Origin of the sequence: Nocardia sp. CC213A (assembly GCF_030766805.1) — a bacterium.
GTDB classification, from domain to species: Bacteria; Actinomycetota; Actinomycetes; order Mycobacteriales; family Mycobacteriaceae; genus Nocardia; species Nocardia otitidiscaviarum.
In genome coordinates this window covers 1-23,214 of sequence record NZ_JASFXA010000004.1, presented here as the reverse complement: position 1 = coordinate 23,214, position 23,214 = coordinate 1, and the positions used below count along the sequence as shown (strand labels likewise).

Genomic DNA, 23,214 nt, shown 5'->3' with positions numbered 1-23,214 from the left:
GGTCAAGTGATGACCCGGACCCTGCCCGCGGATCTCACCGTCACGGTGCGGGTTCCGGCGTCCAGCGCCAATCTGGGGCCGGGTTTCGACTCCCTGGGCATCGCCCTCGGTCTGTACGACGAGATCACGGTGCGCACCACCGAATCCGGTCTCACCATCAAGGTGGAGGGTGAAGGGGCCGACGATGTGCCCTGGGGCCCTTCACATCTGGTGGTGCGTGCCATCGAGCGCGGACTGGAATCCGCGGGTGTCTGGGCCGATGGCCTGGATGTGGTGTGCCGCAACGTGATTCCGCACTCGCGAGGGCTGGGTTCCTCGGCCTCGGCGGTGGTGGGCGGACTGGCCGCGGGGCGCGGACTGGCCGCCAAGTTCGATCCGGTGCTGAATTTCGGCGATGACACGCTGGTGCAGCTGTCCTCGGAGTTCGAGGGGCATCCCGACAACGCCGCGGCCAGCGTGCTGGGCGGAATCGTGGTGTCCTGGACGGAAACCGACCGACCCGCCGACGCCGCGGTCAATGGGGTAGGTGACCATCACACCCGCTCCTACCGGGCCGTTCGGCTGGATCCGCACCCGTCGCTGCGCCCGTTCGTGCTCATCCCCACCGAGCGCTCGTCCACGGCGCACACCCGCGGTTTGCTGCCCGACACCGTGCCGCACGCCGACGCGGCCTTCAACGCCAGCCGTTCCGCGCTGGCGGTAGTGGCCTTGACGCAGCGTCCCGACCTGCTGCTGCCCGCCACCGCAGACCGGCTACATCAGGGCTACCGGGCCGCGGCGCTGCCGTTGACCACCAAATGGATCGACACGCTGCGCGCGGCCGGAATCGCGGCCACCGTCTCCGGCGCCGGACCCACGGTATTGGCCCTGGGTACCGGTGAATTCCCGGCGGAGCTGCGGGAACTGGCCGCCGCCGACGGCATGCGCGTGGTCGAACCCGGTATCGCCGACGGCGTGCTGGTGGACTGATCGCCGACGTATTGCCGGATTGACAGCGTGCCTGCCTTGCCGATGCAACTGGTGAGAGCTATCCTGGGGCGGTCCGTACATCGTGCGCGTCAGACGCCGGTGCTTCATCAGGGCAATCGCTCCAGAGGCTCCTTGCTCAGGCTCGAGGCTCGAGCTCGAAACTTGGGGGTAGCCAGTCAACTGGAATGATCTCTCCCACCTTTTGCAGTCGGTGGCGAAGCCCAGCAGTCGGTGGCGAAGACTACGCAGTGGCACTACACCACCACGTGGCGAAACCACCGGTCCGGCGGGGCAGGCGATGCGGCATCCGAGTCCGGCACACGACCGGATTGCAGGAGAAACCCTCGACAAGGCACACGGCAATCGAGGGAAGGAAAGGATTTCCGTGACAGATACGGACCTGCTCGCGACACCCGGGGTGGATACCAATTCCGATTCCTCGGGCGACCGCGAAAGTGACTCCGGACAAAGTTCGATCAAGATGAGTGAACAAACCGACGTCGCACGATCGGGGCTGACTGGAATGTTGTTGCCGCAGTTGCGTGCGCTTGCGGGAGAACTCGGTATCCGAGGCACTTCCGGGATGCGTAAGGGTGATCTCATCGCCGCCATCAAGGAGAATCAGTCCGGTGGCGCCAAAGCCGCCGCCGCGGGCAAGCCCGCGAAGGGTGGCCGGGGTGAGAAGGCCAAGGCCGATGCCGAGGCCGCCAAGGGCGCGGATACCGCGCCGACCAGCGGGGATTCCGGATCGGCCAAGGCCGACGCCCCCGCCGAGACCAAGAACGAGCCGTCCAAGAGCGACGCCGGCAAGAGCGACACCGCCAAGAACGACGCGTCGAAGCGCGGCGCGCCCAAGGGCGAGGCCGCCGATGCCGCTCCCGCGCCGGAATCCAAGCGCGACGCGGGCGATGGCGAGGACGGTGGCCGGGAAGGCCAGCGTGGTCGGGGTCGCCAGCGCCGGGGCCGCGAACAGCGTGCCGCCGCGGCGAACAACGCTGCCGCCGAAGGGACTTCGACCGAGACGCCCGCCAACGAGGGCAAAAACGAGTCGGAGGGCGAGCGCCGCCGCGATCGCAATCAGGGCGGCGACCGCGGTCAGCAGAACGACCGCCAGCAGAACGACCGCCAGCAGAACGGCGGCCAGCAGAACCAGAACGGCACCTCACGCCGCGACGACCGCGGCGGAGACGACGAGGAAGGCGGCCGCGGCCGCCGGGGCCGTCGCTTCCGGGAGCGTCGCCGGGGCCGGGACCGCGACGGCGGCACCGGTGAGTCCCGCGAGATGGAGATCCGCGAGGACGACGTCCTGCAGCCGGTGGCGGGCATTCTCGACGTGCTCGACAACTACGCGTTCGTGCGCACCTCCGGCTACCTGGCCGGACCGAACGACGTGTACGTGTCGATGAACCTGGTCCGCAAGAACGGCCTGCGCCGCGGTGACGCCATCACCGGTGCGGTGCGCGCGCCCCGCGAGGGCGATCAGAGCAACCAGCGGCAGAAGTTCGATCCGCTGGTGCGCCTGGACACCGTCAACGGCTCGGATGTCGAATCCGCCAAGCGCCGTCCGGAATTCAGCAAGCTGACCCCGCTGTACCCGAATCAGCGCCTGCGGCTGGAGACCCAGCCCAACAAGCTGACCACCCGCGTGATCGACCTGATCATGCCGATCGGCAAGGGTCAGCGCGCCCTGATCGTGTCGCCGCCCAAGGCCGGTAAGACCACGATCATGCAGGACATCGCGAACGCCATCGCGACCAACAACCCCGAGTGCTACCTCATGGTCGTGCTGGTGGACGAGCGTCCCGAGGAAGTGACCGATATGCAGCGCTCCGTGCGCGGCGAGGTCATCGCCTCCACGTTCGACCGGCCGCCGAGCGATCACACCTCGGTCGCCGAGCTCGCCATCGAGCGGGCCAAGCGCCTGGTGGAAATGGGTCAGGACGTCGTGGTGCTGCTCGACTCCATCACCCGACTGGGGCGCGCGTACAACAACTCCTCGCCCGCCTCGGGCCGCATCCTCTCCGGTGGTGTGGACTCGACCGCGCTGTACCCGCCCAAGCGGTTCCTCGGCGCGGCCCGCAATATCGAGAACGGCGGCTCGCTCACCATCATCGCCACCGCGATGGTGGAGACCGGCTCCACCGGTGACACGGTCATCTTCGAGGAGTTCAAGGGCACCGGCAACGCGGAGCTCAAGCTCGATCGCAAGATCGCCGAGCGCCGCGTGTTCCCGGCGGTGGACGTCAACCCGTCCGGCACCCGCCGCGACGATCTACTGATGTCGCCCGACGAGGCCGCGGTCATCCACAAGCTGCGGCGCGTGCTCTCCGGCCTGGACTCGCATCAGGCGATCGATCTGCTGATCGACCGGTTGAAGAAGTCCAAGAGCAATATCGAGTTCCTCATGCAGGTCTCGAAGACCGCTCCGGGCGCACTCGACGAGTAGGACATGAGCCGGAAGGGCGCGAAATATCCTGTCGCCCTTTCACTCGCGGTTCGAACCAGTTCGGCGGCTCCGCTACGGCGGGGCCGCCGAGGTGTATTCGGGGTCGGGCGCGGGCTGAAGAAGAACAGTCCGATCAGGGCCGCGCCGATGATCAGGAAGCCGATGATGGTGGCGGTCACGGCGACCTGTGCGCCGGACGCCGTGACCGCCGTATAGGTGAGGTCGCCGGTGCCCGGCCGCGGTGCGCGGGAATGCACCGTCGGGTTGGGTTCGGGCCTGGCGCACCATCCCACGACCGCCCCCAGGAGCAGTACTGCGAAGACACCGCCCGCGACGATCTCGGCTCGGCGTTCGTGTGTCCGGTTCACAGCTGTCCTTCCTGTTCGTAGGGGGTTCCTCTCACCTGACACGACACTATGAACAACGGTGTTCGCATTCTTGAGTAGACGGCTACTCGACTTTCAGGGTGACTCGAGCCTCCGAAAGATGCGTGCCCGCAATTCCTTGGGGGTGGATTCGGAACACATCCGACCATCCCCATGTTCTCGGTTACGGTCGTCGCGCACATCGCCCGCGAGAACTACTCCGGATGGGGGAGAAGTTCAGGGTTCGTCCGGGTGCTGCCACCCTGGCGCGCACGACCGGAGGGACCGGGAACAAGGCCCCGCGAGGCGGCGTTTATACTGGTCCGTCGGCAACCATGCCTAGTCGGTTCCGGTTCACGTCCTCGGTCGTCGAGGGCGACCCGGCGACCATCGAAAGGACATCCATGAAGGCAGGAATTCACCCCACGTACGTGGACACCACGGTCGTGTGCGGCTGCGGCAACACCTTCCAGACTCGCAGCACCAAGGAGTCGGGCCACATCACCGTCGAGGTCTGCTCCCAGTGCCACCCGTTCTACACGGGCAAGCAGAAGATCCTGGACACCGGTGGCCGCGTGGCTCGCTTCGAGGCTCGCTACGGCAAGCGCGCGAAGGCTGCCAACTAGCTACCCCGCAGACGCCCGTCCTGCACTGCAGGTCGGGCGTCTGTGTTTTCTGCCTCCGCTTCGCTCCGGCGTGTTCGCGGCCCTGCAAGCTCGGTTCTTCCCTCCTCCGCTCCTCCGCTTCGCTCCCCCGCTCCGTCAGTCCAGAACCGAGCCGGGCCGCGAACCCGGGCGAGTCTTCAAGAGGAAGTGTTCGTCGGGCGAGGATCGGAGAGACCCGGATACGGCAGTCCTGCCAGGCCGCGAAGCTCCGGGTGATCCCTCGAACACATTGTTCGGTCCCGGATCGGTAAGTCCAGGAATCGACAGTCCTACAGAAGGAGCGCATCCGCCATGGCCGACAAGTCCGCGGCCCCGTCCGCGATCGATGACATTCTGGCCGAGTACGCCGGTTTGGAGACGCAGCTGGCGGATCCGGCGCTGCACAACGATCCGGGGGCGGCGCGGCGCGTCGGCAAGCGGTTCGCGGAGCTGGGGCCGGTCATGTCCACCTACAACAAGCTGACCTCCGCACGCGATGATCTGGCCGCGGCGGAGGAACTGGCCGCCGATGACGCGTCCTTCGCCGCCGAGGTGCCCGCCCTGCGCGAACAGGTCGAGGAGCTGGAGAAGACGCTCACCGACCTGCTCGCCCCGCGCGATCCGCACGACGCCGACGATGTGGTGCTCGAGGTGAAATCCGGTGAGGGCGGCGAGGAATCGGCGCTGTTCGCCGCCGATCTGGCGCGCATGTACATCCGCTACGCCGAACGGCACGGATGGAAGGTCGAGGTGCTGGGCGTCACCTACTCGGATCTGGACGGGTACAAGGAGGCCACCTTCTCCATCCGGAGCAAGGAACCCAGCCGCGACGGCGTGTGGTCACGGCTCAAATGGGAGGGCGGCGTGCACCGCGTGCAGCGCGTGCCGGTCACCGAATCGCAGGGGCGCATCCACACCTCCGCGGCCGGTGTGCTCGTCTACCCCGAACCCGACGAGGTCGAGCAGGTGCAGATCGACGAGAAGGACCTGCGCGTCGACGTCTACCGCTCCTCCGGCAAGGGCGGCCAGGGCGTCAACACCACCGACTCCGCCGTGCGCCTCACCCACCTGCCCACCGGCATCGTGGTGACCTGCCAGAACGAGCGCTCGCAGCTACAGAACAAGATCCGCGCCATGCAGGTGCTGGCCGCGCGTCTGCAAGCCCTCGCCGAGGAGCAGGCCGAACAGGAGGCCGCCGCGGGCCGCGCCTCGCAGATCCGCACCGTGGACCGCTCCGAACGCATCCGCACCTACAACTTCCCGGAGAACCGCATCGCCGATCACCGCATCGGCTTCAAGGCGCACAACCTGGACTCGGTGCTGGACGGCAACCTCGACGACCTGCTCGACGCGCTGGCCGAAGCCGACCGCACGGCCCGGCTCACGGCGGAATGACTCATTCCCGTCCGCGGGTTATCCGAGTTCGAGTCGGGACAACGGATTTGGTGAGATCATGGGTAACTCGCCGGGTACGTCCAGCAGGCGATCGGCACTCGGCCGCCGGTCCGCGACGAAAGAATCGAGGCACCCACTGACCGGCAGAAGTCGCGGGGAGGCGGGGGAGCCACGTATCGGGCTGCGGGCCGTGATCCGCGAGGCCGTCGAGACCCTCGCCGCCGCCGGGGTGCACAGTCCGCACACGGACGCGGAGCTGCTCGCCGCCCATGTGCTGGGGGTGGACCGCATGCGCCTCATGATGGTCCCGCTGCTCACCCCCGAGCAGCTGGCGGACTTCCGGGCGCTGGTGGCCCGCCGCGCGGAACGCGTTCCGCTGCAACATCTCACGGGCACCGCCGCGATGGGCGAGATCGACCTCGCGGTCGGCCCCGGCGTATTCATCCCCCGCCCCGAGACCGAACTGCTCTTCGCCTGGGCGCTGGCCCAGCTGGAGGCCGTCGGCCACGAACACCGGCCCGTCGTCGTGGACCTGTGCACCGGCTCCGGCGCGCTCGCCCTCGCCATTGCCCACGCCCGCCCCGACGCCCAGGTGCACGCCGTGGAACTGGACCCGGCGGCCCTGGACTGGGCCCGCCGCAACGCCCTGCACCGGGCCGATCAGGGCGACACCCCGATCGACCTGCACGCGGGCGACGTCACCGCCCCCGACCTGCTGTCCCACCTGAACGGCACGGTCGACGTGGTGGTCGCCAACCCGCCCTACATCCCCGAATCGGCCCGACTGGACCCCGAGGTCGCCGACCACGACCCCCATCGCGCCCTCTTCGGCGGCCCCGACGGCCTCTCCGTCATCCGCCCCATGATCGGCACCATCGCCCGCCTGCTCCGCGCCGACGGCGTGGCGGCCGTGGAGCACGACGACACCAACGGTTCCGGCACCGCCGCCCTGTTCCGCGCGCAGGGCGGCTTCGACGCCGTCGTCGAACACCCCGACCTGGCCGGAAAGCCCCGCTTCGTCGCCGCCCGCCGCGCCCCCTGACCCATCACCCACCCCGGCCGCGCCTATATCCGGCCGCCGCGCTGGCGACTGCCCGCGCAGTACCGGAATACCCGGCCCACTCCTCCAGACGGCCGACCCGCCACATCCGGCCGGGCGTCCGGACGGCTCGGTGACCGACCCTCCGCACCGGCGAGCGCCCGGCCACGCCGGGGCTCGATCCGCCATATCGGTGGTTGTCCGGTCGCGCTGGGGCAAGTCCGCCATGTCGGTGGCGTCCGGTCCGTCCTTGGCGTGGCCATTCCGTCGCATCGGCCGGTTTCCCGGCTTCCGGTGCCGGGTGTGCTTGCCTCAATTCAGCCGATTGGCGAGTGGGATGAGGATATCGGTGAGCGTGGCGGGGTCCTGGGGGCCGAGATGGGGGGCGTCCAGGTCGTACACCTCGAACGGATTGTCGGGGGTGGCGGCGTCGGCCTCGCGGATCATGCGGTCCTGGAGGGCGAGGGGCAGGGTGCGGTCGCGGGTGCAGCGGATGTAGGTGCGGGGGATGCGGCCCCAGGTCGCGGGCTCGCCGCGGGCATCGTCGGTGGTGACCGCCCACGCCTCGTCGGGTTCCATGGCATTGAGCGCCGCCCGGAACGCGGCATCGTCGTAGCCCTCGGCCAACGAGCTGTGGGCGGCAGCCAGGAATTCGGGTTCCGCCGAGCGCCAATTGGTTCGGGTGAAGCCGGTCTGCTGGGGGTCGCCGCCCACGCTGGGCATGGTGGTGGCCAGCGAGGTGGCCGCCTCGGGGGTCAGATAGCACTCCAGCACGCTGCGCAGTTCGACGCAGCAGAAGGCGGTGAGATACACCAGCCGCGCGATGAGGTCGGGCACCTCGTTGCCGACCCGGGTGATGGTCGCCCCGCCCATGCTGTGGCCCACCAGGATCACCTGCCCCCGCGCGGCGGCCGCCCGCACCACCGCGACCACATGCTCGACATTGTCGTCCAGCCGCAATCCGGCCAGCGGCGACGGCTCGTTCGCCAGGGCCGCGAGATCCTGCGGGGCCTGATAGGACAGCGGGAAGTTCGCCGCCGCCCCGTGCCCGGGCAGATCGACCGCCAGCGCGCGGTACCCGGCCAGCGTCAGCGCCGCCAGCACGGGGGCGTAGGACGCGCCATTGCCATTGGCCCCGTGCACGATCACGAAGATCGGACGCGCCCGGGCCCCGGCGGCCTCGCCTCCGCGCGCACATCCGGCCGCGAGCGCACCGACCCCCAGCGCACCCATCCCCAGCAGTCCCCGGCGTGACAGCCCCGCCGCGGTGCGTCTCGTCATCCACGTCCTCCTCACTCGTCGGCCGAACCGCGATACCTGCCGGCCGAACCGATCGACTCCGATGCGCCCGGTCGCGCAAGGTCATGCCGCCGGTCGCGCAAGGCCATGCCGATCCGGCCGCGCACCTTCGTACCGCTCGGTCGCGCACTGTCGTGCCGCCCGGTCGCGCACACTGTCGGCCGATCCGGTCGTGCCGCTGCGGTGGTTCGATCCGGCTGTTCCGATACAACTGTTTCGATACGCCTGCATCGGAACCTATCATCTTTCTGATACGTCTGCATCGCTACGATGCCCGCATGCCTCGTCACGTGGACCACGAGAGCCGTCGACGGCTCATCGCCGACGCCGTCTGCGGTCTCATCGGCCGACGCGGTCTGGAGGCGGCCACCCTGCGCGAGGTGGCCGCCGCGGCCGGGGTGTCCATGGGCGCGGTGCAGCGCTGCTTCGAAACCCGCCAGCAGATGCTGATATTCGCGCAGGAGCACGTGAACCAGCGGGTCGCCGAGCGGGCCCGGACTCGCATCGCGGCGTCGGCCGAGCCGGAATCGGTGCTCACCCTGTTGGAGCAGACGCTCGACGCCATGCTCGTCGTCGACGACCCCGATCTGGTCGAGGCGAGTGTCTGGCTGGCCTTCAGCGCACAGGCGGCGGTGGATCCGGTGGTCGCCGCCGCCCAGCGTGACCACTATCGGGGCCTGGCCGAACTGCTCGTCCTGCTGCTGCGGCTCGGCGTCGACGGCGGCCTGATCCGATCCGAGGTCGACCCCGAGCAGGTGGGCGAGGACCTGATCGCGTTGGCCGACGGTTTGACGATCCAGGTCCTCACCCGTCGCCGCGCCCCGGAATCGGTGCGCGCAACGCTGCGGCGGCACCTCGCCGAACTGCGCGTCTGAGCCGCGCGCGCAGTGGCGCGCCGGGGGCCGCGACCATGGCCTCGAGCCCCTGACACTTGTCGAGAGCGCATCCGTGCCAAGATGTTGCGCGTGAGTACCGTCTACGACTGCGCCGATCCCGATTCGCGCGCCGCGGGACTGACTGCCGCGCGCAGCGCTCTGAAGTCCGGGCGGTTGGCCGTCATTCCGACCGACACGCTCTACGGAATCGCGGCCGACGCCTTCGACAGCTCGGCCGTGGCCGCGCTGCTGGCGGCCAAGCGCCGCGGGCGGGATATGCCGGTGCCGGTGCTGGTGGGCTCGTGGAACACCATCGACGGACTGGTGTTCTCGGTGCGCCCGCAGGCGCGCGACCTGATCCGGGCCTTCTGGCCGGGCGCGCTGAGTCTCGTTGTGCAGCAAGCGCCCTCGCTGGCCTGGGACCTGGGCGACGCGCGCGGGACCGTCATGCTGCGGATGCCGCTGCACCCGGTCGCGCTGGAACTGCTGCGCGAGGTCGGGCCGCTGGCGGTGTCCAGTGCCAATGTGTCGGGCCAGCCGCCCGCCACCACCGTCGGCGAGGCGCGCGACCAGCTGGGTGAACTCGTCGGCGTCTACCTCGACGGCGGCAAGGCCGAGCACGCGCTGGCCTCCACCATCGTGGACCTGACCGCCGACACCCCGCGCATCCTGCGCGAGGGCGCGGTGCCGACCGCAGCGGTCGCCGAGGTGCTCGGCGTCCCGCCGGAGGAGCTCGTCTCGCAGGCAACGCGGTGACGGCCCGGTAGATGGTGTCGAGTAGCGACCTGCTGAGCCAAGGCGTTTTCAGTACGGCGGCGGTGGTCCCCCTGCGGGAGCTGCTGCTGGTGCTGCTGGTCGCCACCGTGGTGACCTACCTGTGTACCGGCGGAGTCCGGGTGGGGGCCATCGCGTTCGGCGCGGTGGCGGTGCCCCGCGAGCGCGACGTGCACGTGAAGCCGATTCCCCGCATGGGCGGGGTCGGCATCTATCTGGGCGTGCTGGCCGCCGTGCTGTTCGCGCATCAACTGCCCGCGCTGCGCCGCGGCTTCGACTATCCCGCCGACATTCCGGCGGTGGTGGTCGCAGGCACGCTCATCGTGCTGGTCGGCATCATCGACGACCGCTGGGGGCTGGACTGGCTCACCAAACTCGTCGGCCAGGTCACCGCCGCCGGAGTCATGGCCGTGATGGGCCTGAGCTGGGTCGCCATCTACAACCCGTTCACCAATACCACCGTGGTGCTCGATCAGCTCCAGGGCGGCCTGGTCACGGTCGGCATCACCGTCACCATGATCAACGCCATGAATTTCGTGGACGGTCTGGACGGCCTGGCCGCGGGGCTGGGCTTGATCGCCGCCGCCGCGGTTTTCGTGTTCACCGTCGGCCTGCTCTACGAACAGGGCGGCTCCACCGACACCTATCCGCCCGCGTTGCTGGCCGCGGCGCTGGCGGGCGGCTGTCTGGGATTCCTGGCGCACAATTTCCAGCCCGCCCGGATTTTCATGGGCGATTCCGGCTCGATGCTCATCGGATTGATGCTCGCCGCGGTCTCCACCGGCGCGTCCGGCCGAATTCCGCTCCAGGGTTACGGCACCCGCGACATCGTCGGTCTGTTGTCGCCGCTGTTGCTGGTGGGCGCGGTCATGTTCATTCCGGTACTCGATCTTGTTCTGGCCATCGTGCGGCGCGTGCGCGCGGGTGTGAGTTTCTCCACCCCGGACAAAATGCACCTGCACCACCGATTGCTCCAGATCGGGCATTCGCATCGCCGGGTGGTGCTGTTGATCTATCTGTGGGTGAGTGTGCTCGCATTCGGAGCGGTCGGTTCGTCGCTCATGGATCGCCGCCTGGTGGTGCTGCTGTTCGCCGGCGGCCTGGTTTTCGCGCTCGTGATCACCGCCGTTCCGTCCATGGGGGAACTGACCCTGCGGAGCGGTCGTAAACCGCCGCGTGGACCCGACGCGGCGCACGGGTAAAGTGGGTCGGCGTGACTACGGCATCCAATCCCGGTCCCGACGCTCCGCTCCGGGCCGCGCTGCGCTATGGACTCTTCGGATTGATTGTGCTCGTGGCGATCTCGTCGATCTTCGGCTTGCTTTTGGCCGGATCTCCTGGCCTGTGGGGCGCACTGCTCGGCGCGGCCATCGGCGGCGGCTTCATTCTCACGACGGCGGCCTCGGTGCTGCTGAGTGCTCGCTTCGAAACCGGCGTCCAGGGCCTGGTACTGCTGGGCGGCTGGGTGGGGAAGATCTTGGTGGTTCTGATCGTGGTCGCTGTCCTGCAGCGCTACGACTTCTACAGCCGTCCCACCTTGTTCCTCACGGTGGTCGGTGCGCTGCTCGTCGTGCTGGGTGCGGAAGTCTATGGCCTACTGCGCCAACGGGTTCCGGTGATCGACCCGGATCAGTCGTAGCAGCTCGGATTCGTTCACCCGCAGTTTCCGGCCACCCCCTACACGTTGTCGTAGATAACTTGATAAACTCTTTACCTGTAGGCAACCGAACCAACAGGGGGTCCCCCGTGGGCCCGCGTGGGGCAGGTTATGCTTACAGCCGTGCTGGCTCCGACTGGGGCCGGTCCTGCACCGTCGACGATGTCGCCGACGCGCGTACAGACGCCCGGGCACAGTGCCCGAACAGCTGCTGGCGAACTTCGAGCCGACCTGAGTCGACCCACCAGATCGTCAATGTCCGATCGAACCGCAGGTGAACCATGACCTGCGGCCCGAACACGGGAGAGAACGCTGAGCGTCACCACTTTGGCGGGCGAGTTCCACGCGCCTTCGCTGTCCGACTTCTTCCCTCCAGCGGTGCTGTTCGAGGGGACGTTCTTGCAGATCGACCGTCTGGTGCTGATCCGCATCCTGATGTCGGCCGTGCTCCTGGGGTTCATGCTGCTGGCCTTCCGGCGCCCCCAGGTGGTGCCGAGTCGATTGCAGAGTATTGCCGAGTCCGGCCTGCTGTTCGTCAAGGAGCAGATCTGCGACGAAGTGCTCGGCAAGGAATCTGGTCGGAAGTTCTTTCCTCTGATCGCAACGATCTTCTTCACCGTGTTGTTCCTGAACTTCTCCGGTGTGATTCCAGGGTTGAACATCTCGTCGAACGCGCGCATCGGCATGCCGCTGGTGTTGGCCCTTGTCGCGTACGTTGCCTTCAATTACGTGGGCATCAAGAAGTACGGATTCTTCAGCTACATGCGCAGCACCATCGTCGTGCCGAACGTGCCCCCGTGGATCCACGTGCTGTTGATCCCGATCGAGTTCCTCTCGACCTTCATTCTGCGGCCGTTCACGCTGACAGTCCGACTCATGGCGAACATGCTGTCCGGTCACATCCTGCTGGTGATGTTCTTCGCAGCCACCCAGTTCTTCCTCTTCGATGGCGCTGCATGGATGAAGGCACTGTCTCCGTTCGCTCTGCTCGCAGGCCTCGGGTTCACGCTCTTCGAAATGCTGATCATCCTCCTGCAGGCATACGTGTTCGCGTTGCTCACCGCTGTGTACATCGGCATGGCTCAGCACGCTGACTCTCACTGACCGGACTACAACCACCACAAACCCGCCACACCGTGCTCGGTGGGGCAACAGAAAGGGAATGGAAACAACTCATGAGCCTCTCGTACCTGGCCCAGGAAACCATCGAGACCACCTCCAAGGGCTATGGTGCCATCGGTTACGGTTTGGCGGCTATCGGCCCCGGTATCGGTCTCGGCCTCATCGTCGGTAAGGCCATCGAGGGCATCGCGCGCCAGCCCGAGCTGCAGGGCACCATCCGGACCAACATGTTCCTGGGTATCGCACTGACCGAAGCTCTCGCGCTGCTCGGCCTCGTCGCCGGCTTCATCTTCTGATTGCCATGAACGGCGTATATTTGCTCGCTGCGGAAGAGGGGTCGCAGAACCCTCTTCTTCCGGCGACGTACGACATTGTTTGGTCGGCGGTATGTGTCGCGATCATCGCGTTCGTCTTCTACAAGTACGTCGTCCCGCGCCTGACCAAGGTGCTGGACGAGCGTTCGGAGAAGATCGAGGGCGGTATCGCCAAGGCGGAAGCGGCCCAGGCAGAGGCGCAGGCCACCCTCCAGCAGTACCAGGAGCAGCTGGCCGAGGCCCGGCTCGAGGCCGCCCGCATCCGCGAGGAAGCGCGCACCCAGGGCCAGCAGATCCTCGCGCAGATGCGCGCGGACGCCCAGGCCGAGGCCGACCGCATCGTGGCCTCCGGCCAGACTCAGCTCGAGGCGCAGCGCCAGCAGATCGTGACCGAGCTCCGCTCGGAGCTGGGCGCGACCGCGATCGACCTGGCCGAGAAGATCATCGGGCAGTCGGTGTCCGATCAGGCCAAGCAGGCCGCTTCCATCGACCGGTTCCTCGCGGAGCTGGACGAGAAGAGCGGCATCGGGGTCGGAAGGTAGCGACACGAAAGTGGGAAGCATGTACGCAGCGAGCCGCGAGGCGAGCTCCCGTGCGCGGGAAGCTCTTCGGTCCGCTCTGACCGGCAGCGACACTGTCGCGGAAACGACCGGCTCCGAACTGTTCGCCGTTGTCGCCGTACTCGACGACCAGCGTTCGCTGCGTGTGGCGCTCGCGGATAAGTCGGTGTCGAGCTCGGTGCGCGCCGAGCTCGCCGAACGGGTATTCGGTGGCAAGGTCAGCGCGGCCACCCAGGCGGTGCTCACCGCCGCCGTCGCCCAGGACTGGTCGCGGACCCGCGATTTCGTCGACACCCTCGTGCTGCTCGGACAGGAGGCGCTGCTGCGCTCCGCGGCCGACCGCGGTCGTATCGACGCCGTCGAGGACGAGCTGTTCCGGCTGGGCCGGATCGTCGAGGACAACCCGGAGCTGGAGCAGGCGCTGTCGGATCACGGCAAGCCCGCCTCGGCGCGCCGGGAACTGCTGGCCCGCCTGCTCACCGGCAAGGTCGAGGACACCACGGCGAAGCTGGCCGAACAGGCGGTCGCCCGCCTGCGCGGCAATGGCGTCGGCGCGGCCTTCGACCACCTGTCCGATCTGGCGGCGTCCCTGCGGGACCAGATCGTGGCGCACGTGCGCGCCGCGGTCGAGATGACTCCGCAGCAGCGGGAGCACCTGGCTGCTTCATTGCAGCGCCTCTACGACAAGCCCGTCACGGTGCACGTGCAGGTCGACCCCAGCCTGCTGGCCGGTGTCGTCGTGCGCGTGGGCGATGACCTGATCGACGGCAGCGCCGTCGGACGACTGCGGCGACTCCGCCAGAGCCTGGCCTGAGCGCGCAGTCACCCCAACACACCGACATTCGAGACCAGACAGCGAGAGCAGGAAGAACATGGCGGAGCTGACGATCTCCCCCGATGAGATCCGTAGCGCGATCGAGAGCTACACCCAGAGCTACACCCCCGAGACCTCCATCGAGGAAGTCGGTGTCGTCACCGACACCGGCGACGGTATCGCCCACGTCAGCGGCCTGCCGTCGGCGATGGCCAATGAGCTGCTCGAGTTCCCGGGCGGGGTCCAGGGCGTCGCGCTGAACCTCGACGCCACCGAGATCGGTGCGGTCATCCTGGGTGAGTTCAACACCATCGAGGAGGGCCAGCAGGTCCGCCGTACCGGCGACGTGCTCTCGGTTCCGGTGGGCGACAACTTCCTCGGCCGCGTCATCGACCCGCTCGGCGCGCCGATCGACGGCCTCGGCGAGATCGAGTCCACCGAGCGCCGCGTGCTCGAGCTGCAGGCCGCCTCCGTGCTGGAGCGCCAGCCGGTCGGTGAGCCCATGGCCACCGGCATCACCGCCATCGACGCCCTGACCGCCATCGGCCGCGGCCAGCGTCAGCTCGTCATCGGCGACCGCAAGACCGGCAAGACCGCGGTCTGCATCGACGCCATCATCAACCAGAAGGCCAACTGGGCCACCGGTGATCCGACCAAGCAGGTGCGCTGCATCTACGTCGCCATCGGCCAGAAGGGCTCCACCATCGCCGGTGTGAAGGCCGCCCTGGAGGCGCACGGCGCGATGGAGTACACCACCATCGTCGCGGCCCCCGCGTCGGACTCCGCGGGCTTCAAGTGGCTGGCCCCCTACACCGGTTCGGCCCTCGGCCAGCACTGGATGTACCAGGGCAAGCACGTCCTGATCGTGTTCGACGACCTGTCCAAGCAGGCCGAGGCCTACCGTGCCATCTCGCTGCTGCTGCGCCGCCCGCCGGGCCGCGAGGCGTACCCGGGTGACGTCTTCTACCTGCACTCGCGGCTGCTGGAGCGTTGCGCGAAGCTGTCCGACGAGATGGGCGCGGGCTCCATGACCGGTCTGCCGATCATCGAGACCAAGGCCAACGACGTCTCGGCGTTCATTCCCACCAACGTCATCTCCATCACCGACGGCCAGGTCTTCCTGGAGTCGGACCTCTTCAACAAGGGTGTCCGCCCGGCCATCAACGTCGGTATCTCCGTCTCCCGAGTCGGTGGCGCCGCGCAGACCAAGGCCATGAAGAAGGTGTCCGGTTCGCTGCGTCTGGAGCTGGCCTCCTACCGCGAGCTGGAGGCGTTCTCCGCCTTCGCCTCCGACCTGGACGCCGCCTCGCTGGCCCAGCTGGAGCGTGGCGCGCGCTGGGTCGAGCTGCTCAAGCAGGACCAGTACGCCCCGGTGTCGGTCGAGGACCAGGTCGTCTCGCTGTACCTGGTGGACGCGGGCTACTACGACTCGGTGCCGGTCGGTGACGTGCGCCGCTTCAACACCGAGCTGCTGGAGTTCCTGCACGCCAACACCCAGGCGTCCTTCGACGCCCTGCAGGGTGGCGCCAAGCCGCTCGAGGGTGAGGCCGCCGACGCCATCAAGGCCGCGACCGAGAAGTTCAAGCAGGGCTTCCTGGCCGCCGACGGCTCGCGCGTCGTCAACGAGCCCGAGGCCGGGCAGCTCGACCACGAAGAGGTCGAGTCGCTGTCGGTCACTCGCAAGCGCGTCGAGAAGTAATCGAGACCAGCGATGCGACTGTCGGAACCGCGGTATTCGCGACGGGCACGAAGGAGGAAGCTTGCGTAACCACGCAGTGCCCCGCGAATGCCGCCATTGGATGCTGAATGAAGGGAGTGAGTAATGCCAAGCGTGCGCGAACTGCGCTCCCGTATTCGTAGTGTGAGCTCGGTCAAGAAGATCACCCAGGCGCAGGAGCTGATCGCGACCTCGCGGATCGGCAAGGCACAGGCGCGCGTCGCCGCCGCCAAGCCGTACGCCGAGGAGATCACCAAGGTGCTCGCCGAACTGGCCAGCGCCAGCGGCAATCTCACCCATCCGCTGCTGTCGGAGCGGCCGAACCCGCGGCGTGCCGCGGTGCTGGTGATCACCAGTGACCGCGGTATGTGCGGTGGCTACAACTCCAACGTGCTCAAGCGCACCGAGGAGCTGGTGACCACGCTGCGCTCCGAGGGCAAGGAGCCGGTGCTGTACGTCATGGGCGCGAAGGGCCTGACCTACTACACCTTCCGCAACCGCGAGGTGACCGGTTCGTGGGTGGGCTTCTCCCAGTCGCCCAACTACGCCGATGCCTCCGCCGCGTGCAACCACCTGGTCGAGGCGTTCATGGCCGGCGCCGACGGCGAGGTCGAAACCCCCAACGGGGTGGGCACCATGGCGGGCGTCGACGAACTGCACATCGTGTACACGCGTTTCGTGTCGATGCTGACGCAGACCCCCGAGGTCCGCCGCCTGGCCCCGATCCAGGTGAGCTTCGTGGACGAGAGCTTCGACCTGGGGCCGGACAGCTTCACCGACTCGGCGTCGGCGGAGCCCACGGCCCAGTACGAGTTCGAGCCGGACGCGAGCACCCTGCTGGGTGCGCTGCTGCCGAAGTACATCAATACGCGGATCTACGCGTCGCTGCTCGATGCGGCGGCATCGGAGTCGGCTGCGCGCCGCACCGCGATGAAGGCCGCGACGGACAACGCCACCGAGCTGGTGAATTCGCTGACTCGGACCGCGAACTCGTTGCGTCAGGCCGGAATTACGCAGGAAATCACCGAAATCGTCGGCGGCGCCAACGCGCTGGCATCGAGCTCGAGCGACTAATAAGCCCAGGAAGAGAACCCAATGACCGCAGCTGTCACCACAGAGAACCGGGTTGGCGCCGGCACCGGCCGCGTCTCCCGCGTCATCGGTCCCGTCGTGGACGTCGAGTTCCCGCGGGGCTCCATCCCCGACCTGTACAACGCCCTGCACGTGGACATCGCGCTCGCGTCGGTGGCCAAGACGCTGACCCTCGAGGTCGCGCAGCACCTGGGCGACAACATCGTTCGCACCATTTCGATGCAGCCGACCGACGGTCTGGTCCGCGGCGTCGAGGTGCGCGACACCGGCAAGCCGATCTCGGTGCCCGTCGGTGACGTCGTCAAGGGCCACGTGTTCAACGCCCTCGGCGACTGCCTGGACTCCCCGGGCCTGGGCCGCGACGGCGAGCAGTGGGGCATCCACCGCCAGCCGCCCGCCTTCGACCAGCTCGAGGGCAAGACCGAGATCCTGGAGACGGGCATCAAGGTCATCGACCTGCTCACCCCGTACGTGAAGGGTGGCAAGATCGGTCTGTTCGGTGGCGCCGGCGTCGGCAAGACCGTGCTGATCCAGGAGATGATCACCCGTATCGCGCGTGAGTTCTCCGGTACGTCCGTGTTCGCGGGCGTCGGTGAGCGCACCCGTGAGGGCACCGACCTGCACCTGGAAATGGAAGAGATGGGCGTCCTCCAGGACACCGCCCTCGTCTTCGGCCAGATGGACGAGCCGCCGGGCACCCGTATGCGCGTCGCCCTCTCGGCCCTGACCATGGCCGAGTACTTCCGTGACGTGCAGAACCAGGACGTGCTGCTCTTCATCGACAACATCTTCCGGTTCACCCAGGCCGGTTCCGAGGTCTCGACCCTGCTGGGCCGCATGCCCTCGGCCGTGGGTTACCAGCCCACCCTGGCCGACGAGATGGGTCAGCTGCAGGAGCGCATCACCTCGACCCGCGGTCGCTCGATCACGTCCATGCAGGCCATCTACGTGCCCGCCGACGACTACACCGACCCGGCCCCGGCGACCACCTTCGCCCACCTGGACGCGACCACCGAGCTCTCGCGCCCGATTTCGCAGAAGGGCATCTACCCGGCCGTCGACCCGCTGACCTCGACCTCTCGCATCCTCGAGGCGTCGATCGTCGGCGAGCGGCACTTCAAGGTGGCCAACGAGGTCAAGCGCATCCTGCAGAAGTACAAGGAACTGCAGGACATCATCGCCATCCTCGGCATGGACGAGCTCTCCGAAGAGGACAAGGTCCTCGTCGGCCGCGCCCGTCGTCTGGAGAAGTTCCTCGGCCAGAACTTCATCGTGGCCGAGAAGTTCACCGGTCAGCCGGGTTCGGTCGTGCCGCTGGAGCAGACCATCGACGACTTCGATCGCGTCTGCAAGGGCGAGTTCGATCACTTCCCGGAGCAGGCGTTCAACTCCTGCGGTGGTCTCGACGACGTCGAGAAGGCCGCGAAGAAGATCGCCGGAAAGTAGTCGCACATGGCTGAAATGTCGGTCGATCTGGTCGCCGTCGAACGGCGACTGTGGTCGGGCACCGCGTCTTTCGTGAGTGCCCAGACCACGGAGGGCGAAATCGGCATCATGCCGAACCACGAGCCGCTGCTCGGCCAGCTGGTCGACGGTGGCACCGTGTCCATCCACTCCACCGATGGCGAGAAGATCATCGCGGCGGTGCACGGCGGATTCTTCTCCGTCACCGCCACCTCGGTGCGCGTGCTGGCGGAATCCGCTGAATTGGCGGCGGATATCGACGAGGCGGCCGCGCGTGCCGTGCTCGCCGACAGCGAGGCCGGCGACGCCGCCAAGGTGGTCGCGCAGGGCCGGGTGCGTGCCCTGGAGAAGGCCAAGGCCTGATCCGAATTCTCCTCGCGGCGCGGCGGTTCCGGGACATCCCGGGGCCGCCGCGCCGTCGTTTTTCCGGGTGTGGTTAGAATCATGCCGCCGAATATCGGCAATCCCGGTTCTTCAGCTTTGCTTTTCCAGCATTACCTCAATGAGTTGGCGCAGCGCGGTCGCCCTCGGGTAGGTGCGGCCTCGCCACAATAAGCGAGGGGTGAATGAGCAGGTTTGTTTTCATCGCGGCGGCCGTGATCGTCGCCGGTATCGGATTCTTCGCACCCGGCGCCGCCGCGGCGGATGTCGTCGTGCCACTGCCGGACGGATATATCGAGGGCCCCGGTGTGAAAATCACCAGTCGTGGTGAGCGCGCGATTGTTTCGCCCTCGCTCGCGGCCAATGGGGCGGGCCGTTCGACCTGGGTCTCGGGCAATGTGACGGCCGAGGTGCGGACCCCGGACGGGGAGGTCGGGCCGAACAACGGACCCCGGAATTTCCCGGGCACCAATAATTCCGGGACGCACGGATCATCGAATCTCACGGTGGGCTATATCGTCGGCTGCCAGGTCGCGCTGGGCTCGTTCAGCGGCAGCACGTCGGTCGGTATCAGCACGACCCCGAGTCTTTCGGTCGGTTTCAGCTTTCCGCTGTCGCCGGGCGAGGTGAAATGGGTCGCCATCAACAACATCGAGCTCATCAAGAGCGGCACCTACGACATTCAGTACCAGGACGTGCCGATGGAGATTCAGGGCTGCGGCGGTTACGCACAGGCCCGGCAGGTCTCCGTGGTGGAGATCATCGGCACGGATTACGCCAAGGTCACCCTCTACGGCCAGCCGTTCAGCATCGGCTGATCGCACCACTGACGACGCGAAGGGATCGCATGTTCGGCATGGGGACAGTACGCGGGGGCGGCAGGACGGTCGGGACGGCGTTCACGGCGGCGGTGGTGCTAGGGCTGCTGCCCGCCGGGACGGCGGGTGCCGACACCTTCATTCCGCTGCCGGGCGGTGAGATCTCCCGGCAGCTGCCGGACGGCACCACGGTGACCGTCCGCATCGACGGCGAATCGGTGAAGATCAGCCCGTCCATGGGCGGCACGCATATCCACCGCAATGTGTGGGCGACCGGTCGCGGCATCGTCGACCTGTCGGGGCCGAGCGCCGCGACCGCCACCATCAAGATCTCGCCCGGCTACGTCGTGGCCTGTCAGGTGGATATCGGCTCGGTCACCGGGACCAACAGCGGCGGCGCGACCGCCGAACAGGACGCGCAGGGGGCGTGGTCGGTGTCGCCGAGCGCGGCGGTGGGCGGCGGCATCACGGTGGGTCCCGGGCAGGCGGTGGCCCGGCTGTTGCTCGATCTCGAGAAGCCCGACGATTACGGGCAGGAATCACACAAGCGGTACAACAAGGTGCCGGGCCCGCACGCCAGCGTCAGCTGGATCGACGAGACCTTCTCGGTGGACGGCTGCGGCGGCTACGCCCAGGCGCGCTCGTTCGTCGCCGCCGAGGTCGACACCACGAATTTCATCGGGAACGTGGTGCTCTGGGGCCAACCGTTCAGCATGGGCTGAACAGCGCATACGTCACATTCGGCGGATGGCCGGGCTCACCGTTCGCGCGGTCGCTACTATCGACCACACGAGCGGAGTCCGGCCAACGGTCTGGCGCGTGCTCGACGGCGACGTGAACGTGAAGGGACGGAGCGACATTGCAGACCGGGATGGTTCTCCTGATCATTCTGGTGCTGCTGCTCGTCGGCCTGGCACTGGCCTCCACGTACCGGCTGGTCATGCTGCGCCGCGGCGGGACGGCCGCGATCGTGCGCGCACTGCCCGCCCGCGGCCACGGCGGCGGGTGGCGGCACGGGCTGATCCGCTACGACGAGGACACCCTGGTCTTCTACAAGCTCTCCAGCCTGAAGCTGGGACCGGACTTCGCCATGCGCCGCCTCGGCATCGAGGTGAGCGGCCGCCGCAATCCCGACGGCGACGAATTCGACATCATGACCGATGAGATCGGCATCGTCGAGGTCACCGATGGCGCGGGCACCTACGAACTGGCCCTGGACCGCGGGGCGCGGGCCGCCTTCCTGTCCTGGGTGGAGTCGCGGCCCTCCGACCGCATCCGCCGCCGCCCCGGTCTCTAGGGTCGTCGCGCTGTGATCAGCGCTACGGTGGTCGTGTGAGTGTGCACCTGACCCGGATCTACACGCGGACCGGAGACGACGGGACCACCGGACTCAGCGACTTCTCGCGGGTGTCCAAGAACGACCCCCGGCTGACCGCCTACGCCGACTGTGACGAGACCAACGCCGCCATCGGCGTCGCCGTCGCGCTGGGGCAGCCGGACGAGCGAATCCTGAAGGTCCTGCGCCAGATTCAGAACGACCTGTTCGACGCGGGCGCGGATCTGTCCACCCCCGTGGTCGAGGATCCGAAGTACCCGCCGCTACGGATCACCCAGGCCTATATCGACCGCCTGGAGCGGTGGTGCGACGAGTTCAACGAGGGCCTGGCCCCGCTGAATTCGTTCATTCTCCCCGGCGGCACCCCCTTGGCCGCACTCCTGCACACCGCGCGCACGGTGGCGCGGCGGGCGGAGCGCTCGGCGTGGGCGGCGGTGTCGGCGCATCCCGACGACACCGGCGTGCTGCCCGCGAAATACCTCAACCGCCTGTCGGATCTGCTGTTCATCCTCAGCCGCGTCACCAATCCCGAGGGCGACGTGCTGTGGCAGCCGGGCGGGGGAACCGACTGATTCGCCCGCCGAACTCCCGAGCCGAAACGAAAATCCGTCGCCGACAGGCCGATATCGCGGCACACCGGGGCACTGCGGCGCATACACGCGCGCCCCGCCGCTCGCGATGGATAAGCTACCCCTGTGAGTGAACGGTTTCTGGTGACCGGGGGCAAGCGTCTCGTCGGTGAGGTTGCGGTCGGGGGTGCCAAGAACAGCGTCCTCAAACTGATGGCGGCTGCCCTCCTGGCCGAGGGGACGTCCACGATCACGAACTGCCCGGACATTCTCGATGTGCCGCTCATGGCCGAGGTGCTGCGCGGTCTCGGCTGCGATGTCACGATCGACGCCGGCACGGTGTCCATCACGACGCCGCCGGAACCCAAGTACCACGCGGACTTTCCCGCCGTGACCCAGTTCCGCGCCTCGGTGTGCGTCCTGGGTCCGCTCATGGCGCGGTGCAAGCGGGCTGTCGTGGCGCTGCCGGGCGGTGACGCCATCGGTTCCCGTCCGCTCGACATGCACCAGGCCGGACTGCGGTTGCTCGGCGCGACCAGTGAGATCGAGCACGGCTGCCTGGTGGCGCGCGCCGACGAGCTGCAGGGTGCGCGCATTCGCCTGGACTTCCCGTCGGTGGGCGCGACCGAGAACATCCTGATGGCGGCGGTGCTCGCCGAGGGGCAGACCATCATCGACAACGCCGCGCGGGAACCGGAGATCGTCGATCTGTGCAACATGCTCATCCGCATGGGCGCGAAGGTGGACGGCGCGGGCACCTCGGTGCTCACCATCGACGGCGTGCGCAAGCTGTCACCGGTCACCCATCGGGTGATCGGCGACCGCATCGTCGCCGCCACCTGGGGTATCGCCGCCGCCATGACCCAGGGCGACGTGCGCGTCTCCGGGATCAACCCCAAGCATCTGTCCCTGGTGCTGGACAAGCTGCGCTCCGCGGGCGCGCGGATCTCGTTCGAGCCCGACGGGTTCCGGGTGCTGCAGTCCGAACGTCCGCGCGCGGTGAACTTCTCGACCCTGCCGTTCCCGGGTTTCCCGACCGACCTCCAGCCGATGGCCATCGGTCTGGCCGCGATCGCCGACGGCACCTCGATGATCACCGAGAACATCTTCGAGGCGCGCTTCCGTTTCGTGGAGGAGATGATCCGCCTGGGCGCCGACGCCCGCACCGACGGTCATCACGCTGTGGTGCGCGGGATTCCGCGCCTGTCCAGTGCTCCGGTGTGGTCGTCGGACATCCGCGCGGGCGCGGGTCTGGTGCTGGCCGGTCTGGTCGCGGACGGCATGACCGAGGTGCACGACGTGTTCCACATCGACCGCGGCTACCCGGATTTCGTGGAGAACCTGCGGTCGCTGGGTGCCGAGATCGAGCGGGTCGGCGCTCCGGAGTGACGGGGCGGTCGCTGCGATGATCGCGAAAACACCCGTTTACCAGGCGATTTGACATGCGAATCAGCACCACGTAACTTATTCCAGGTCAGAGCGACACGGACACCGACCCGGAGCCCCGAGGGCCTGGGAAACGAGGTTGGACGAGGAGCGCCTGACGATCACACTAGCTCCACCT

At 67.8% G+C, this 23,214-nt stretch carries 23 protein-coding genes; 22 read left to right on the top strand and 1 reads right to left on the bottom strand.

The annotated features are described in order from the left end of the window. Nucleotides 1–9 precede the first annotated feature (9 nt). From thrB to prmC, 5 genes are all read left to right on the top strand, one after another. On the top strand, nt 10–969 hold the full coding sequence (thrB, locus tag QJS31_RS08560) for a homoserine kinase (protein WP_282778367.1): 960 nt from the start codon (nt 10–12) through the stop codon (nt 967–969). A gap of 481 nt (nt 970–1,450) precedes the next feature. After that, complete coding sequence (gene rho, locus QJS31_RS08555; RefSeq protein ID WP_372341798.1) at nt 1,451–3,415, top strand: transcription termination factor Rho; 1,965 nt, start codon at nt 1,451–1,453, stop codon at nt 3,413–3,415. Between the two features lie 769 nt (nt 3,416–4,184). Further along, entirely contained in the window at nt 4,185–4,406 is a 222-nt protein-coding gene (gene rpmE, locus QJS31_RS08550; protein WP_282778363.1) for a 50S ribosomal protein L31, read from the top strand. 330 nt (nt 4,407–4,736) lie between these two features. Then, nucleotides 4,737–5,819: a peptide chain release factor 1 gene (gene prfA, locus QJS31_RS08545; protein ID WP_282778362.1), complete on the top strand. Its 1,083-nt coding sequence runs from the start codon at nt 4,737–4,739 to the stop codon at nt 5,817–5,819. Nucleotides 5,820–6,000: 181 nt separating this feature from the next. Beyond that, on the top strand, nt 6,001–6,861 hold the full coding sequence (gene prmC, locus QJS31_RS08540; protein ID WP_306356564.1) for a peptide chain release factor N(5)-glutamine methyltransferase: 861 nt from the start codon (nt 6,001–6,003) through the stop codon (nt 6,859–6,861). 309 nt (nt 6,862–7,170) lie between these two features. Here prmC and QJS31_RS08535 read toward each other — a convergent pair whose 3' ends face one another. Further along, nucleotides 7,171–8,139 carry an alpha/beta fold hydrolase gene (locus tag QJS31_RS08535; RefSeq protein ID WP_306356381.1) on the bottom strand — a complete coding sequence of 323 codons (969 nt, stop codon included), beginning with the start codon at nt 8,137–8,139 and terminating at the stop codon, nt 7,171–7,173. A 296-nt stretch (nt 8,140–8,435) separates the two neighbouring features. Here QJS31_RS08535 and QJS31_RS08530 point away from each other — a divergent pair, with 296 nt between their 5' ends. From QJS31_RS08530 to murA, 17 genes are all read left to right on the top strand, one after another. Next, a complete protein-coding gene (locus QJS31_RS08530; RefSeq protein ID WP_306356380.1) occupies nt 8,436–9,032 on the top strand; it encodes a TetR/AcrR family transcriptional regulator in 597 nt (198 codons plus the stop codon). A gap of 90 nt (nt 9,033–9,122) precedes the next feature. Then, complete coding sequence (locus tag QJS31_RS08525; RefSeq protein WP_282778355.1) at nt 9,123–9,788, top strand: L-threonylcarbamoyladenylate synthase; 666 nt, start codon at nt 9,123–9,125, stop codon at nt 9,786–9,788. An 11-nt stretch (nt 9,789–9,799) separates the two neighbouring features. Beyond that, entirely contained in the window at nt 9,800–11,008 is a 1,209-nt protein-coding gene (locus QJS31_RS08520) for an MraY family glycosyltransferase (protein WP_306356379.1), read from the top strand. Nucleotides 11,009–11,019: 11 nt separating this feature from the next. Next, nucleotides 11,020–11,445, top strand: a complete 426-nt coding sequence (locus QJS31_RS08515) for a hypothetical protein (RefSeq protein WP_306356378.1) — start codon at nt 11,020–11,022, stop codon at nt 11,443–11,445. 396 nt (nt 11,446–11,841) lie between these two features. Then, nucleotides 11,842–12,567 carry a F0F1 ATP synthase subunit A gene (atpB, locus tag QJS31_RS08510; RefSeq protein WP_306356563.1) on the top strand — a complete coding sequence of 242 codons (726 nt, stop codon included), beginning with the start codon at nt 11,842–11,844 and terminating at the stop codon, nt 12,565–12,567. Nucleotides 12,568–12,638: 71 nt separating this feature from the next. Next, nucleotides 12,639–12,881: an ATP synthase F0 subunit C gene (locus QJS31_RS08505; protein WP_306356377.1), complete on the top strand. Its 243-nt coding sequence runs from the start codon at nt 12,639–12,641 to the stop codon at nt 12,879–12,881. Nucleotides 12,882–12,886: 5 nt separating this feature from the next. Further along, entirely contained in the window at nt 12,887–13,441 is a 555-nt protein-coding gene (locus QJS31_RS08500) for a F0F1 ATP synthase subunit B (RefSeq protein ID WP_306356376.1), read from the top strand. Nucleotides 13,442–13,460: 19 nt separating this feature from the next. Continuing rightward, nucleotides 13,461–14,273 carry a F0F1 ATP synthase subunit delta gene (locus QJS31_RS08495; RefSeq protein ID WP_306356375.1) on the top strand — a complete coding sequence of 271 codons (813 nt, stop codon included), beginning with the start codon at nt 13,461–13,463 and terminating at the stop codon, nt 14,271–14,273. Nucleotides 14,274–14,331: 58 nt separating this feature from the next. After that, nucleotides 14,332–15,972: a F0F1 ATP synthase subunit alpha gene (atpA, locus tag QJS31_RS08490; protein WP_282778346.1), complete on the top strand. Its 1,641-nt coding sequence runs from the start codon at nt 14,332–14,334 to the stop codon at nt 15,970–15,972. Between the two features lie 123 nt (nt 15,973–16,095). Then, the gene (locus tag QJS31_RS08485; RefSeq protein WP_143982555.1) at nt 16,096–17,064 is read left to right on the top strand and encodes a F0F1 ATP synthase subunit gamma; all 969 of its coding nucleotides are present in this window, start codon (nt 16,096–16,098) and stop codon (nt 17,062–17,064) included. A gap of 21 nt (nt 17,065–17,085) precedes the next feature. After that, a complete protein-coding gene (gene atpD / locus QJS31_RS08480) occupies nt 17,086–18,528 on the top strand; it encodes a F0F1 ATP synthase subunit beta (RefSeq protein WP_282778343.1) in 1,443 nt (480 codons plus the stop codon). 6 nt (nt 18,529–18,534) lie between these two features. Beyond that, on the top strand, nt 18,535–18,909 hold the full coding sequence (locus QJS31_RS08475) for a F0F1 ATP synthase subunit epsilon (protein WP_143982553.1): 375 nt from the start codon (nt 18,535–18,537) through the stop codon (nt 18,907–18,909). Between the two features lie 203 nt (nt 18,910–19,112). Then, nucleotides 19,113–19,745, top strand: coding sequence for an MspA family porin (locus tag QJS31_RS08470; RefSeq protein ID WP_306356374.1), 633 nt, complete (start codon nt 19,113–19,115; stop codon nt 19,743–19,745). 38 nt (nt 19,746–19,783) lie between these two features. Further along, nucleotides 19,784–20,467 carry an MspA family porin gene (locus QJS31_RS08465; protein ID WP_306356373.1) on the top strand — a complete coding sequence of 228 codons (684 nt, stop codon included), beginning with the start codon at nt 19,784–19,786 and terminating at the stop codon, nt 20,465–20,467. Between the two features lie 149 nt (nt 20,468–20,616). Further along, nucleotides 20,617–21,042, top strand: a complete 426-nt coding sequence (locus QJS31_RS08460) for a DUF2550 domain-containing protein (RefSeq protein WP_029925836.1) — start codon at nt 20,617–20,619, stop codon at nt 21,040–21,042. A 35-nt stretch (nt 21,043–21,077) separates the two neighbouring features. Then, nucleotides 21,078–21,653 carry a cob(I)yrinic acid a,c-diamide adenosyltransferase gene (locus QJS31_RS08455; protein WP_143982550.1) on the top strand — a complete coding sequence of 192 codons (576 nt, stop codon included), beginning with the start codon at nt 21,078–21,080 and terminating at the stop codon, nt 21,651–21,653. A 123-nt stretch (nt 21,654–21,776) separates the two neighbouring features. Further along, nucleotides 21,777–23,039 (top strand): UDP-N-acetylglucosamine 1-carboxyvinyltransferase, encoded by a 1,263-nt coding sequence (gene murA / locus QJS31_RS08450; RefSeq protein ID WP_039810681.1) that lies wholly within the window; start codon nt 21,777–21,779, stop codon nt 23,037–23,039. Nucleotides 23,040–23,214: the final 175 nt, after the last annotated feature.